Source organism: Variovorax sp. 01N429 (assembly GCF_056399425.1).
In genome coordinates this window covers 1-14680 of sequence record NZ_JBFTRG010000005.1, presented here as the reverse complement: position 1 = coordinate 14680, position 14680 = coordinate 1, and the positions used below count along the sequence as shown (strand labels likewise).

Genomic DNA, 14680 nt, shown 5'->3' with positions numbered 1-14680 from the left:
GAATGAAAAAAGATGATCGCATCAGGTGCGCAATGGGCAATTGAACCAATGTGCATTGGCGCTTGCCCCTTGGGGCAATGAACGCCGATGCCTCACCGTCTCGCGCATCCTTTGTCGACTTGACAAAGATTTGAGGCGCACTGATGCTGAGCCCGCCCTATAGAGCAAGGGGCAAGCACCCAAAGGTGCGCGCACTTCCCACAACAACCAGCAGGTCGCTCGCGACCATCGAGGAGACCCATGGCTGCTGAACAGAAGATGTCCCGCATGCAGCTCACCGCGATGGTGGTCGGTGGGATGGTCGGCGCAGGGATCTTCTCCTTGCCGCGGACTTTTGCGAACGCCACGGGTCCACTCGGTGCCGTCATTGCCTGGCTGATTGCAGGCACGGGCATGTACATGCTGGCGCGCGTGTTCCAGGCATTGGCCGAGCGCAAGCCGGACCTGGACGCTGGTGTCTTTGCCTATGCCAAGGCGGGCTTCGGAGACTACCCGGGCTTTCTGTCCGCCTTCGGCTACTGGATCGGCAGTTGCATCGGCAATGTCTCTTACTGGGTGCTCATCAAGTCCACGCTGGGCGCCTTCTTCCCTGTCTTCGGCGACGGCAACACGGTCGTGGCCATCGTTGTCGCGTCGCTGGGCATCTGGCTCTTTCACTTCATGATCCTGAAGGGCGTGCAGCAGGCCGCCTTCATCAACAGCGTTGTCACCGTCGCCAAGATCATCCCCATCGTGGTCTTCATCGTCATCCTGATCTTCTCGTTCAAGATGGACCTCTTCAGCGGCAACCTGTATGGCGGCGATCTCACCGGGAGCATCTTCGAGCAGGTGAGAGCGACGATGCTCGTCACGGTCTTCGTCTTCCTGGGTATCGAAGGCGCGAGCGTCTATTCGCGCTACGCCAAGGAGCGCTCCGACGTCGGCAAGGCCACGATCATCGGTTTCATCGGCGTCACCGGGCTCATGGTGCTGGTCACGATGCTGCCTTACGCCGTGCTGCAGCGCGCGGACATTGCCGGGATGCGACAGCCCTCGATGGCTGCCGTGCTCGAGGCGGTCGTCGGTCCCTGGGGTGCGGTGTTCGTCAGTGTCGGGCTCATCGTCTCGGTGCTCGGCGCCTATCTTGCGTGGTCGCTGATCTGTGCCGAAGTGATGTTCACTGCTGCGAAGACAAAAGACATGCCGGCCGTCTTCGCCCGCGAGAACGCCAACAAGGTGCCGGCCAATGCGCTCTGGCTGACCAACATCATCGTGCAGCTTTTCGTCATCAGCACCTACTTCTCGCGCGATGCGTTCGCGCTCATGCTGAACCTCACGAGCGCGATGGCGCTGATTCCGTATCTCTTCGTGGCGGCCTATGGCTTCATGATCTCCAAGCGCGGCGAGAGCTACCAGGTGCGGCCGCAGGAGCGCCGGCGCGATCTCATCATGGCTGGCGTGGCCGTCATCTACACGGTCTTCATGATCTACGCCGGGGGGCTCAAGTTCATCGTGCTCTCGGCCGTTCTCTATGCCCCGGGGACCATCCTCTACATCTGGGCGCGCCGCGAACAGGGCAAGCAAGTCTTTACCCCCGTGGACTGGATCATTTTCGTCGTCGCCGTGCTGGGTGCCGTCTACGGCATCTACGGATTGGCGACGGGACTCTTCACCATCTGATTGGAGACACATCATGGCCAAGACAAGTGCGGGCAATTCGAATGCGGCTGAATTCGGCGTTCACTCCGAGGTCGGCCAGCTTCGCAAGGTCATGGTTTGCGCGCCCGGTCTCGCGCACTCGCGCCTGACGCCGAGCAACTGCGACGAGCTCCTCTTCGACGATGTCCTGTGGGTGGAGAACGCCAAGCGCGATCACTTCGATTTCGTGACGAAGATGCGGGACCGCGGCATCGAAGTGGTCGAGATGCACAACCTCCTGGCCGAGACCGTGGCAGTGCCAGAGGGCAAGAAATGGATCCTCGACAACCAGGTGGTGCCCAATCAGGTGGGCCTGGGTTTCGTCGACGAACTGCGCAGCTATCTCGAAGGCCTGGACAACCGCGCATTGGCCGAGACCCTCATCGGAGGCCTCTCCACCCACGACTTTCCCGAAGCCCACGGCGGCGCCGCGCTCAAGGTCGCCAAGGAAGCCGCGGGCGGCACCGAATACCTCCTGCCGCCGCTGCCCAACACGCTCTACACACGCGACACTACTTGCTGGATCTATGGCGGCGTGACGCTCAATCCGCTGTTCTGGCCCGCGCGGCACGAGGAAACCATCCTCACCACCTCCATCTACAAGTTTCATCCCGACTTTGCAGGCAAGGTCAATGTGTGGTGGGGCGACCCGACGCAGGACCATGGCCTCGCGACGCTCGAGGGCGGCGACGTCATGCCCATCGGCAAGGGTGTCGTGCTCATCGGCATGAGTGAGCGGACATCGCGCCAGGCCATCAGCCAGCTTGCGGCCACGCTGTTCAAGAAGGGCGCGGCGCAGCGCGTCATCGTCGCGGCCATGCCGAAGATCCGCGCGGCGATGCACCTGGACACCGTCTTCACCTTTGCCGACCGCGACTGCGTGCTGCTGGCGCCGGACTTCATGAACAAGACCAGCACCTTCTCCTACCATCCCAGCAGTCATCCGAGCGGCGTCGAGCTGCGCAAGGAAAGCAAGTCCTTCGTCGATGTCGTCGCGCAGGCACTGGGGCTGAAGAAGCTGCGGGTGGTGGAGGCCGGCGGCAGCGACTATCAGCGCGAGCGGACCCAGTGGGACAGCGGCGCGAATCTGGTGTGCGCATCTCCCGGCGTGGTCTATGCCTACGACCGCAACACCTACACCAACACGCTGCTGCGCAAGGAGGGCATCGAGGTGATCACCATCGTAGGCGCCGAACTTGGTCGGGGCCGCGGCGGCGGTCACTGCATGACTTGCCCGATCAGCCGCGATCCCGTGGACTACTGACCACGAATCAGGAAGTCGCGCTCGACCGGCATGACCACTTCGAAGGACCAGCAGCTTTCGCTCGGCGCACTGATCGCCCTCGTCGTCGGCTCGATGATCGGCTCGGGCATCTTCGCCCTTCCGTCAGCGTTCGGGAGGTCGACAGGTGTCGCCGGCGCGCTGATCGCGTGGACGATCGCCGGTGCCGGGATGCTCATGCTGGCCTTCGTCTTCCAGACCTTGTCTCGTCGGCGGCCCGACCTCGATGCCGGCATCTACGCCTATGCCAAGGCCGGTTTCGGAAATTACCTGGGCTTCGCTTCCGCAGTGGGCTATTGGATCGGGTGCTGCCTTGCCGACACGGCCTGCCTGATCCTCATCAAGGCAACGCTCGGACAGTTCTTTCCGGCCTTTGGCGATGGAACCACCGTCCTCGCGATCGTCTCCGCCACGGTCGTGCTGTGGGGTGTTCACTTCCTCGTGCTGCGAGGCGTGAAATCGGCGGCGGCGCTGAACACGATTGCGACGGTCGCCAAGATCGTGCCGATCGTCGTCTTCATCGTGGTCGCGATCGTCGGCTTCAGGGCGGACATCTTTGCCTGGAACTTCTTTGGCGGCGAAGAGCGCAGCCTGACGAGCGTCGCCAACCAGGCGCGCAGCACGATGCTGGTCACGGTGTTCGTGTTCGTCGGCATCGAAGGCGCGAGCGTCTATTCACGCTACGCCAAACGGCGCCAGGACGTGGGCCTCGCCACCGTGCTGGGATTCCTGGGCGTGCTGTGCCTGCTGATCCTCGTCACGATCCTTTCATATGGCGTGCTCTTGCGCCCGGACCTTGCCGCGCTGCCCACGCCAGCGATGGCGGGAGTCATGGAAGCATTGGTCGGCTCCTGGGGCCTGATCTTCATCAGCGTAGGCCTGCTGATCTCGATCCTCGGCAACTATCTTGCCTGGTCGCTGCTCGCCGCGGAAGTGCTCCATTCCGCGGCCAAGAACCAGACGATGCCCGCCTTTCTCGCGCGAGAAAACAAGAACCGTGTGCCCGCAGCTGCGCTTTGGCTGTCCAACACAGTCATCCAGGTCTTCCTGCTTGTGACGTGGTTCGCCGAATACGCGTTCACGCTCGCCCTGAAGATGACGAGTTCGATGACGCTGATTCCGTATCTGCTCGTCGCTGCCTATGGATTGAAGCTCGCCTGGACCGGAGAGACCTACGTCGTCGATGGCCGTGGTCATGATCGTGGCCGCACTGGCGATTGGGTGCGCGGCGCGATCGCGACCGTGTACGCCGCCGGAATGATCTACGCCGGCGGATTGAAATTCCTTTTGCTCTCGGCAGTGCTCTATGCGCCGGGGACTCTTCTTTACTTGGTCGCACGGCGCGAACAGAAGGAGCGAATCTTCACGCGGCCCGAGCTGGGCGTTTTTGTGGTCGTGGTCGTTGCCGCCGTCGCGGCGGTCGTCGCGCTTGCTTCGGGCGCGATCGCTGTCTGAGCAGCCCTTTTACTTGGAGAAAGTCACATGACCCGCTACCTCTACATCGCGTTGATCGTGATCTTTGTCGGCATCGTCGTGCTCTTCAAGATCCAGAACATGGAGTCGGTGACGGTGTCGCTGTTCTCGATGAGTGTCACGTTGCCGACCTCGGTCATGGTCTTGCTGGTCTACGTCCTCGGCATGTTCACCGGGGGCTTCGTCCTCGGCCTGCTGCGGACGTGGACAAACAAGGCGACTTCGCGTACTTACTAGTCTTTCAATCTCAACAACATAGAGGAAGTTAAATGAGCAATTTCTGGGACCTGATTCAACTGCTGCTGTCGACCTTTGTCCTCATCGTCTACCTCCTCATTCTTTTTCAGATCATCGGCGACTTGTTTCGCGACTCTGAACTGGGCGGCGGATTCAAGGTGCTGTGGATCATCGGGCTCATCTTCATCCCCGGGCTGACGGCGATCATCTACATCATTGCGCGCGGCAGAGGCATGGCCGAAAGACAACGCGCCAGCCTGCAACGGGCCAAGTCCGACACCGATGCATACATCCGCCAAGTGGCCGGAAAGTCGCCTGCGGAGCAGATCGCCGATGCCAAGGCGCTGCTCGACGCCGGCACCATCACTCAGGAAGAGTTCGCGCGACTCAAGGCCAAGGCGCTGTCCTGATCCTGGCCCCGGCCGTCGCCCTTCAGAGATAGTCTTCCGGGACCAGCGGCTGCAGGAGCAGTCGCTGCAGACTATTCAGCAGCGAGATGCCGGGCTCATGGTCGACGGCCTGGTCGTCGTCCTCGTCGGGCGGCACCCACGCCAGCATGCCTCCCTCCGACTCCCGGCGGATGTGGTAGGCCTCGGCCTTCATGGCGTCCACAATGCGCAGCGCCTGCTTCGCGAGTGCGGGGCTGTCGATGGCGACGCCCAGCTCGGTGTTCTTGCGCGCCGATCGGGGATCGAAGTTCAACGAACCCAGCAGCACCATTTGTTCGTCGACGACCGCCAACTTCGCGTGAAGGCGTCCTTTCGATGAGCCACCAAAACCGAAGATCGGCTTGCTCTCGGCGGTGGTGGTCGCGCTGACCTCATAGAGCTCTATACCGGCCTTGACGATCCGCGGCCGATAGCGCGAATAGCCGAAATACACCAGTGTCGAGTCGGTGGCGGGAAGTGAATTGGTGACGAGCGTCATGTGGACCCCCTTGCTTTCGAGGCTGCCCAGCACCTCCATGCCGCGCTTGCCCGGCACCAGATAGGGCGAGATCAGCACCAGCTCCGTGCGTGCGCCGAGCATCTGGCTCAGCGCTCCGGACATGAGGCTGGTGTTCTCGACGTCGTCGGCGCCCTGCAGTCTCTTCGACGGGAGATCCGCCACCGCATAGGCGAGTCCCGGGACCAGCGTGAGCCGCTGCGCCCGCAGTTCGGTGCTGAGGGGCTCGAGCTCGAGAAGATCCCGGGTCGGAAGATCGATCTCGATGTGCGCCGCACTGGCAGGCAAGAGCTCGCGCAGCAGTGCGTCCCGCGCGCCGGCCGGCGGTTGATAGCTTGAAAGATACGCCGCGGGAAAAGACTCTTCGCTGTTCCAGTAGCGATCGAAGAGTATCCCCAACTGCGGCACGACGCGCCCCGCGGCGACGGCGTCCAGGTCAATGAAGTTGGCCACCAGATTGCGGGCAAAGTATTCGTCCGCAATGTTGCGGCCGCCGACCACCGCGAGCGCACCGTCGGCGATCAGCAGCTTGTTGTGCATCCGGTGGTCCAGCCGCCGCAAATCCCCCAGCGAAGTCACGACCCGGCCCGAGAGGTTCGATCGGGCGCAGCAAAAGGGATTGAACAGGCGGATTTCAAGATTCGGAACGTCCGTGAGCGCCTCGATGAGCTCTTCGGCCTTCGTGGTGTTCAGGTCATCCAGCAACAGCCGCACACGCACGCCTCGGGCTGCCGCATCGCGCAAGGCGCCGAACACTGCCCGGCCCGAGGCGTCGTTCTCCATGATGTAGTACTGAATGTCCAGTGTCCGTGTCGCGCGTTCGATGAGCGCCAATCTGGCGTCCAGCGCATACGAGCCCAATGGCAACAGGCGGAAGCCCGACTGGGCGTCGGCCGGAAGTTGCGAGGCGGCGAGCTGGGCGAGCGGGCTTTCGGCGGAAGAGACCTGGAGACTGTACGACTCGTGCCGCTCTACGGCGACGGGAAGCGAGCCGCAGGCAGCAAGTGCCAGACCGAGGAAACCCGTCCATATGAAGCGCAGTGACATCCCGCGAGCCTACCCGCTGCCGGGCCAATATCCCTTCGGCATCCGAAACCGGGCAATCCGAGCCAAGATAGCGGCATGGTTCCCTTTTCCATCCTCGATCTTTCCCCCATCACCGAAGGCAGCGACGCCGCCCAGTCCTTTCGCAATTCGCTGAGCCTCGCCCAGCATGGCGAAAAGCTCGGCTACCGCCGCTACTGGCTGGCAGAGCACCATGGCATGCCGGGCATCGCCAGTGCGGCGACGGCGGTGCTGCTCGCCTTCGTCGGCGCCGGCACTTCGACCATCCGGATCGGCGCCGGCGGTGTGATGCTGCCCAACCACTCGCCGCTCGTCATTGCCGAGCAGTTCGGAACGCTGGAGTCGCTTTACCCCGGCCGCGTCGACCTCGGGCTTGGCCGCGCACCCGGTTCGGACCAGCGCACAGCGCAAGCCCTTCGCCGCGATCTCCAGTCCGATGCGGACCGGTTTCCGCAGGACGTCATCGAGCTGATGGACTTCATGTCCAAGGAGCCTCGCCAGTCGGTTCGCGCCGTACCAGGCATGGGGCTGGAGGTGCCGATCTGGATTCTGGGATCGAGCACCTTCGGAGCGCAGCTCGCCGCTCACCTGGGACTTCCTTATGCCTTCGCCTCCCACTTCGCGCCGCAGCAACTGATGCAGGCGATCCAGATCTATCGCGAGACTTTCAAGCCGTCCGCACAACTGGCCAAGCCTTATGTGATGCTGGGCTTCAATGTCTTCGCAGCGGAGACGGACGAGGAGGCCGCGTTCCGCGCGACGTCATGGCAGCAGGCTTTCGTGAACCTGCGCAGCGGCCGGCCCGGGCGCTTGCCGCCGCCGGTCGCGGGCTATCGTGAGCGTGTCGGTCCGGCGGAAAATGCGCTGCTCGATTCGGTTCTGTCGTGTTCCGCCGTGGGTTCGCGCGACACGGTACGGGCGCGGCTGCAGGAATTCATCGACCAGACCGGCGCGGATGAACTCATGATCACCTCGCAGGTGTTCGAGCATGAAGCGCGGCTGCGGTCGTACGAGATCACTGCCGGACTTCGCGACGAACTTGCCGCGGCTCGCTGAGCCCGCCGCCAAGGTGCGGGTGTGGCCCCGGCGGACGCCGCCTATCGGCGCTTGCGCTCTTCCTCGTCGACAAGATCCTTCTTGGACAGCTTGCCCACTGCCGTCTTGGGCAGCTCGCTTCGAATCTCCATCGCGCCGACCATCTCGTGCTTGCCGAGACGATCCTTGAGGAAGAGCTTGAGTTCGTCCAGCGTGAAGCCTGCCGCGCCTTCCTTCAGCTTAATGAAAGCCTTGGGCGACTGGCCTCGGTATTCGTCAGGAATGCCGATCACGCACGCTTCGGCAACGTCGGGGTGCTCGTACAGCGCTTCCTCGATCACGCGCGGATACACGTTGTAGCCGCCGCACAGCAGCATGTCCTTGGTGCGATCGACGATGTAGAAGAAGCCGTCAGCGTCCATCTTGGCGACATCGCCGCTCTTGAAGTAACCGTCCGGTGTCATCGACGCCGCGGTGGCTGACTCGTTGTTCCAGTAGCCCTTCATCACATTCGGGCCCTTGATGCACAACTCGCCGGGCTGGCCGAGGTCGGCTTCCTTCGATGGATCGTCCAGGCTCATGAGCTTGAGGTGAATCCCCGGCAGCGGCATGCCGCACGAACCCGCCTTGCGCATGCCGCGCGCTGGCGTGAAGGTGCCGGTCGGTGACGTCTCCGTCATGCCCCAGCCCTCGTTGAGATGACAGCCTGTGAGTTCGAAGAAGCGGTGCTCCACTTCGACCGGCAATGGCGCTCCGCCGGAGCCGCAGAACTTCAACGAACGCAGGTCGGTTTCGCGCGCTTTCGGGTGATTGATGATGGCCGTGAACATCGTCGGCACGCCGGGAAACATCGTGATCTTCTTGGCGGCGAGGTCGTGCATCACCGCATCGAGGTCGAAGCGCGTGTGAAGCACCAGCAGTGCGCCCAGGCGGATGCCGAGCATCATGTTCACACTGAGCGCATAGATGTGAAACAGCGGGAGCACGGCCAGTATGCGTTCGACGCCCTGATCCAGGATCGGCGGATCGCCGCCTGTCGATTCGAGGTATTGCGCGCAGGCCGCCGACAGGTTGGCGTGCGTGAGCATCGCGCCTTTCGGCAGCCCGGTGGTGCCGCCGGTGTACTGCAACACCACGATCTCGTCGTCGACCGAGCGCACCACGTGCGGAACGAAGTGGCCATCATTGCCCAGGAGTTGCGTGAAAGACATGTGCCGCTCGTCCGTTGGCACTTCGGCCAGTTGGCCGGCACCCTGAAGGTGCGCCCGAACTGCATCGCGCGAGGCGCCGTAGTCCGTGAGGCTGCCGACGATCAGCTTCTTGAGACGCGAATTGCCGATCAGGCGCGCCATGTGCGGGTAGAGCGATGCGAGGTCGAGCGTCACGAGAAAGTCCGTGCGGCTGTCCTCGACCTTGTGGGCCAGCACGCGCTCGGCATCCAGTGGTGAATAGTTCACCACCGTGCCGCCTGCCTTCAGGATGGCGAAGAACGCAATGGGATAGTGCGGCGTGTTCGGCAGGTAGAGACCGACGTGCACCCCTGGCCCGACGCCAAGCGCTTGCAGGCCCTTGGCCGCGTGATTCACGGCATCTCCGAATTCCCGATAGCTCATGACCTGGCCCATGAAGTCGATGGCTGGCCGGTCTGCCCATCGTGCAACGGTGTCATCGAGGATCTGTTGCACGGGGCAGGTGGGAAGCTCGGCATCCCAGCGCATGCCGGTCGGGTAGCACTTTGTCCAAGGCGTAGCGCTGGAGGCGGAAGGAACCATGTTTTTCTCCGGTTGACCTGTCGATTGTGGAAGCCGACCAGCCGCCGGCACGCCTGGGCCTCTCGGTGATTTCCCGGATACGGGCGACGGTTTGCGGGTGCTGGGACAATCCGCACCCATGAAAAAGCAGCGCATCGTGGTGGGCCTGAGCGGCGGAGTCGATTCCGCGGTCACGGCGCACCTGCTGAAAGAGCAGGGCCACGAGGTGGTCGGCATCTTCATGAAGAACTGGGAAGACGACGACGACAGCGAGTACTGTTCGTCGAATGTCGACTTCATCGACGCCGCGAGCGTGGCCGACGTGCTGGGCATCGAGATCGAGCACGTCAACTTTGCCGCCGATTACAAGGACCGCGTCTTCGCTGAATTCCTGCGCGAATACCAGGCCGGCCGCACGCCGAACCCTGACGTGCTGTGCAACGCCGAAATCAAGTTCAAGGCCTTCCTGGACCATGCAATGCGCCTGGGCGCGGAGAAAATCGCCACCGGTCACTACGCGCGTGTGCGGCTCAATGAGGTGACCGGCCGGCATGAGCTGCTCAAGGGGCTCGACCCGGCCAAGGACCAGAGCTACTTCTTGCACCGCCTGAACCAGCAGCAGTTGTCGAAGACGCTCTTCCCGGTGGGCGAACTGCGCAAGACCGAAGTGCGGCGCATTGCCGACGAGATCGGCCTGCCCAACGCGAAGAAGAAGGATTCGACCGGCATCTGCTTCATCGGCGAGCGGCCGTTTCGCGAGTTCCTCAACCGGTACATCTCCAAGGAGCCGGGGCCGATCAAGGACGAACGCGGTCGCCGCATTGGAGAGCACCAGGGCTTGAGCTTCTACACGCTCGGCCAGCGGCAGGGCCTAGGTATCGGCGGCGTCAAGCAAAAAGGCGCGCAGCGTGGCGCGGGTGAGCATGCACCTTGGTTTGTGGCTCGGAAGGATGTGGAGAGCAACACGCTTTGGGTGGTCCAGGGACATGAGCATCCTTGGCTGTTGTCACCGGCACTTGAAGCGGACGATGCAAGCTGGGTCGCGGGCGATGCGCCTTCGAACGGGGCTTATGCGGCGAAGGCGCGTTATCGGCAGGCCGATGCTGCGTGCCGGTTGGGCGACGGAGCCGATGGTGCGTTTCGGCTGGAATTCGCTGACCCGCAATGGGCGGTGACGCCGGGGCAGTCGGCGGTGCTGTATGACGGTGAGGTTTGCCTGGGTGGGGGCGTGATCGCGCGAGCGGGATAAGGCAACACCAGCGGGCTGGCAGAGCCAGTTCCGCGATGTTTCACGAACTGGCTGGCTGTATCGATTTGTCGACGTGGATAAGTTCGAGGGGGTAACGCTTTCCGGTCAAAAAGTCTTCCACGCATCGCAGCAACAAGGGGCTCCGATGGCGCTCCTTGCTGGCCCGGATTTCATCCGCCGTCATCCACAGCGTACGCACGATTCCCTCGTCAAGCACGCGCTCCGGCTCGAACGCGCCCAGCGTGCCGGCGAAGGCGAAGCGCATGTAGGTGATGTCCTCCTTGCGCACCGTCCGGGCCATGTAGATCCCGATCAGCGCCGTCGGTGTGAAGTGATGCGCGGTCTCTTCCAGCGTTTCGCGCGCGCATCCCTCGGCGGGCGATTCGCCAGGATCCAGATGGCCGGCCGGCGTGTTGAGCATGAGTCCGTCGGAGGTCTCTTCCTCGACCAGCAGAAAGCGTCCGTCCTGCTCGATCACTGCCGCAACCGTGACGTTGGGCTTCCAGCGAATTGCCATGTTCATTGCTCCTGAGCGGCCGCGGGTGCCAGCGCCTCCACCTCGGCCATCGTCGGCTTCGGCAGCACCAGGGTGACGGTGCAGCCCGTACCGGCGGCGCTGTCGATCTCCACGGTTCCGCCGTGGCGGTGCACGACGGTGCGCACCAGCAGCAGCCCGAGCCCGACGCCATGCACTTCCGGATGGCCTTCGTGGTGCAAGCGGTGGAAGGGCTGAAACAGCTGCGACTGTAGCTCGACGGCGATGCCGGGGCCCTCGTCTTGAAACGCAATGCGCCAGTGCCGTTCGTCCTCGCGGATGCTGCATTCAAGAGCGGCGCCTTGTGGAGAAAACTTGAGGGCGTTGCTCAGCACATTGGCAAATGCGCGGTTGAGCAGGTTGCGATCCGCAATGCAAAGCGCTTCTTCGGACCGGGTGACCAGCAGCACATCGACCTGCTGACGCTGCGCGCGCGCCCAGGCGTTGTCGATCGCCTGCCGCAGCAAGTCGATCAGGTCGAGCACCTCGGTGTGAAACGGTTCGGCTTCCGCGCGCGCGAGGTTGACGAATCCGTCGGCCAGTTCGAGTCCTGTCTGCGCGTGGCGCTCGATGCTCTCCAGCAGCGATGCTTGGGTGAACGCTTCGGGCCGCTCACGCGCCAGTTCGACGATGGTGAGGATCGCCGCGCTGGGTTCGCGCGCGTCATGCGAGATGAAGCGCAACGCCTCGTCGCGCTGGCTCTGCGCGCTCCTCATCTCCGAGATGTCGACCAGCGCAATCATCCAACCGGCATGCGCGCCGGCCGCGTTGAAGAATGGCACGCAGCGAAGCAGAAGCGCGCGGCCCTGCGGATCCACGCTCTCGCCCACGATGGGATGCAGCTCGCGGCTGAGAGCGCCAGGCGGCATCATCGGCGCGCCCGTGGTGCGTCTGCGAATCTCGGCCAACAGGACGTGCACATCCTGTCCGATCATTTCTGCCGGGCTGCGCTGCCAATGCGCCAACGCCGCACCATTGGCGAGGACGACTCGGCCTGCGGTGTCCAGCGTCATGGTTGCATCGGGCAAGTGATCGAGGCCGTCGCGCACGAAGCGATGCATGTCGCGCATGTGATCGATCGCCGTTTGTGTCGCGACCATCTGGCGATCGAGAAAATCGCCCGCAGGTCGCCGCGCTGGCTCCAGGGCCCTTTGGCCGAGTTCGCGCGTCAATTCCTCAGTGCCCTTACGCAGGTAGCTGAAGGCCGCCGAAAGCCGCAGCAGGCTCCACAGCGGATACAGCAGCAGCAAGCCGGTCACGCCAGCCGCCGGAGCGAACAGCACGCCCACCGATGGACGAGCGAGGTGAATGGCAAGCTGGAACAGCAGCATGGCGCCGACCAGCGCGATGACGCCAGCCGGCCTCAGCCACAGGACGCCGAGGAGCGCCACCGCCAGCGGCACGAGGTTGAAGAGCAAGTTCTGCCAAGGCTCGGCGACCGTGACATGCCGCCCGGAGATCAGGGTCTGCAGAACGTTCGCATAGATCTCGATCCCGGACATGAGGCCGGGCACGTCAGGCGCGACGTTGGCATGCAGATCTCCCAGCCCCGGTGCGGTCGGGCCGACGAGCACGTAGCGGTCGCGGAACACGTCGGGCGGCACGTTGCCGTTCAGGACGTCGATGTAGGAGACGGTCTTGAAGCGGTCCGCGCCACGCGAGAAGACGATTCTCTCCGGATTGGTGCGCAGCCAACTTCGTGGGTAGGCGTCGGCCCCAACCGGCGTGGGCTCCGTCGGCAGCGTGATTCGACCTTCCGCCGCATCGCGCAGCGCCAATGCGAAGTGCGGCCGCAGGCTTCCCGCGAAGCCCTCGTGCAGATAGACACTCCGCGCGATGCCGTCCCTGTCGAAGGCAAGCCGGCTATGGCCGATAGCGTCGGCGGCATCGGCCAGTTCGGGTGCCGGCAGGAGTTCCTGCACATCCCGGGCGCCCAGCGTACGGATCCGCATCGGCAGCACGATACAGCCGCTGTCGCTCATTGCTCGCGCCAATGCTGCGTCATCTTCCGGATGGCTCAGATCGCGCTCTACGAGCGGCAGGTTCAGCCCGACGCATCGCGGCAAATGAACGGCGATTTGCCGCAGCAGTTCAGCGTGCACTGATCGTCGCCAGGGCCAATGGCCGATTGCGGCGAGGCTCTCTTCGTCGATGGCCACCATGACGATGTCTTGCGATGGTGGTGAAGCCAACGCGGCGCGCGCGCTGTCTTGCAAGACCCGGTCGATGCGCGGCATGGGCCGGGTCATGCTGAGCAAGGTGACCAGCGAGAGCAGTCCCGCAGCGAGCAACAACCAGGATCCTCTGTGCCGGATCCAGTGCCTCATGTCCGGTGCTTCATGAATAGAGCGGCCGAAGCGCCTGGTCCTCGATGGCTTCGAGCCGGTAGCCCAGCCTGTACACCGCCGACAGCAGGAAGCCGTTGGACGGGACAAGGTTGAGCTTCATGCGCAGGCGCGAGATGTGCGTGTCGAGCGAACGGGAGGGCGTGTCGATGCCTTCTCCCCAGACGGCCTCGCGCAGATGTTCGCGCGACAGCAAGCGGCCCATGTTCTGGAACAGAAAGACGGCAAGCTCGTATTCGCGGTAGCTGAGTTCGATGGGCTGTCCACGGACGCGGAGCGCACGCGTTGCGAGCGTGAACTGGTAGTCGCCGAAGACGAGGTCTGCTTCAAATCGGGCGGGGTATGAGCGGCGCAGCAGAGCGCGAACGCGCGCTTGCAGTTCTGCGAGCCGGATCGGCTTGACCATGAAGTCATCGGCGCCGGCAGCCAGTCCTTCGACCATGTCCTGCTCTTCGCGCCGATTTGTCACGAAAAGGATGGGAAGCCGGCTGTTGAGTTCGCCGCGTATCCTGTGGACGATGCTGGGGCCCTGCACGTCCGGAAGGCTCCAGTCGAGGATCAACAAGTCGTAGGTCTGCTGGCGGAGATCCCGCAGCAACGCCTTGCCTTCGCTGAAGGTGTGGCATTCGTGGCCGATGTTTTCCATCGTGTGCCGGATGAGTTCGAGCTGGCTCGCCTCGTCATCAAGCGCTGCAATTCGCATGGTCCATTCCCTGTATCTCGTTATGTCCCGCGCCAAGAATCTCTGTCTCGGTCGTGGGCGGCCCAAGTGTACCTATCGAGGTCGCTGCGTATGCTGAATCTGCTATTGAATTGGTAGCGCGACGCATAGAGCCGGCGTGTCATGGGTCCTTTCCGGTGGCGCGCAGCGGACACCGCGCGGGCCGGTTCTTCATGTAAGCTCTGGCGCCAATTCCCAAGCTACCCCGAGGAGACCTCCATGCTGATAGGCGTGCCGGCCGAAACTGTGCCAGGCGAGACCAGAGTGGCCGTGACTGCGGAGACCGCCAAGAAGCTGGTTGCGCAGGGCCACACCGTGCGAGTGCAATCGGGTGCGGGGGTGGCGGCGAGCCTGACCGACAGCAG

Annotated in this window: 12 protein-coding genes and 1 pseudogene; 8 read left to right on the top strand and 5 right to left on the bottom strand. The window is 63.4% G+C overall.

Annotated elements, in window-relative coordinates; genetic code table 11:
- Positions 1-240 precede the first annotated feature (240 nt).
- From AC1DSF_RS10575 to AC1DSF_RS10555, 5 genes are read left to right on the top strand one after another with little or no spacing between them, the layout of a single operon-like run.
- Positions 241-1659 (top strand): basic amino acid/polyamine antiporter, encoded by a 1419-nt coding sequence (locus AC1DSF_RS10575; protein ID WP_478127394.1) that lies wholly within the window; start codon positions 241-243, stop codon positions 1657-1659.
- Between the two features lie 13 nt (positions 1660-1672).
- A complete protein-coding gene (gene arcA / locus AC1DSF_RS10570; protein WP_478182813.1) occupies positions 1673-2941 on the top strand; it encodes an arginine deiminase in 1269 nt (422 codons plus the stop codon).
- Positions 2942-2971: 30 nt separating this feature from the next.
- Positions 2972-4414 carry a basic amino acid/polyamine antiporter gene (locus tag AC1DSF_RS10565; RefSeq protein WP_478127392.1) on the top strand — a complete coding sequence of 481 codons (1443 nt, stop codon included), beginning with the start codon at positions 2972-2974 and terminating at the stop codon, positions 4412-4414.
- Positions 4415-4441: 27 nt separating this feature from the next.
- Positions 4442-4669 carry a LapA family protein gene (locus tag AC1DSF_RS10560; protein WP_478127391.1) on the top strand — a complete coding sequence of 76 codons (228 nt, stop codon included), beginning with the start codon at positions 4442-4444 and terminating at the stop codon, positions 4667-4669.
- Between the two features lie 32 nt (positions 4670-4701).
- On the top strand, positions 4702-5079 hold the full coding sequence (locus AC1DSF_RS10555; RefSeq protein ID WP_478127390.1) for an SHOCT domain-containing protein: 378 nt from the start codon (positions 4702-4704) through the stop codon (positions 5077-5079).
- Between the two features lie 22 nt (positions 5080-5101).
- Here AC1DSF_RS10555 and AC1DSF_RS10550 read toward each other — a convergent pair whose 3' ends face one another.
- On the bottom strand, positions 5102-6661 hold the full coding sequence (locus AC1DSF_RS10550) for a phospholipase D family protein (protein ID WP_478127389.1): 1560 nt from the start codon (positions 6659-6661) through the stop codon (positions 5102-5104).
- A 75-nt stretch (positions 6662-6736) separates the two neighbouring features.
- Between AC1DSF_RS10550 and AC1DSF_RS10545 the strand changes: the two genes are divergently transcribed.
- Entirely contained in the window at positions 6737-7735 is a 999-nt protein-coding gene (locus tag AC1DSF_RS10545; protein WP_478127388.1) for an LLM class flavin-dependent oxidoreductase, read from the top strand.
- Between the two features lie 41 nt (positions 7736-7776).
- On the opposite strand, the gene AC1DSF_RS10540 is transcribed toward AC1DSF_RS10545, so the two are convergent.
- A complete protein-coding gene (locus tag AC1DSF_RS10540; RefSeq protein WP_478182812.1) occupies positions 7777-9486 on the bottom strand; it encodes a long-chain-fatty-acid--CoA ligase in 1710 nt (569 codons plus the stop codon).
- 118 nt (positions 9487-9604) lie between these two features.
- Here AC1DSF_RS10540 and mnmA point away from each other — a divergent pair, with 118 nt between their 5' ends.
- Positions 9605-10714, top strand: coding sequence for a tRNA 2-thiouridine(34) synthase MnmA (mnmA, locus tag AC1DSF_RS10535; protein ID WP_478182811.1), 1110 nt, complete (start codon positions 9605-9607; stop codon positions 10712-10714).
- 40 nt (positions 10715-10754) lie between these two features.
- On the opposite strand, the gene AC1DSF_RS10530 is transcribed toward mnmA, so the two are convergent.
- Genes AC1DSF_RS10530 through AC1DSF_RS10520 form a run of 3 tightly spaced genes read right to left on the bottom strand, consistent with a single transcriptional unit; the run spans position 10755 to position 14297 of the window.
- The gene (locus AC1DSF_RS10530) at positions 10755-11231 is read right to left on the bottom strand and encodes an NUDIX hydrolase (RefSeq protein ID WP_478182810.1); all 477 of its coding nucleotides are present in this window, start codon (positions 11229-11231) and stop codon (positions 10755-10757) included.
- A gap of 2 nt (positions 11232-11233) precedes the next feature.
- A complete protein-coding gene (locus AC1DSF_RS10525; protein ID WP_478182809.1) occupies positions 11234-13543 on the bottom strand; it encodes a CHASE2 domain-containing protein in 2310 nt (769 codons plus the stop codon).
- Positions 13544-13586: 43 nt separating this feature from the next.
- Entirely contained in the window at positions 13587-14297 is a 711-nt protein-coding gene (locus tag AC1DSF_RS10520; protein ID WP_478127379.1) for a response regulator transcription factor, read from the bottom strand.
- A 237-nt stretch (positions 14298-14534) separates the two neighbouring features.
- Between AC1DSF_RS10520 and AC1DSF_RS10515 the strand changes: the two are divergent.
- Positions 14535-14680 (top strand): annotated as a pseudogene (locus tag AC1DSF_RS10515) (NAD(P)(+) transhydrogenase (Re/Si-specific) subunit alpha); the annotation flags it as partial.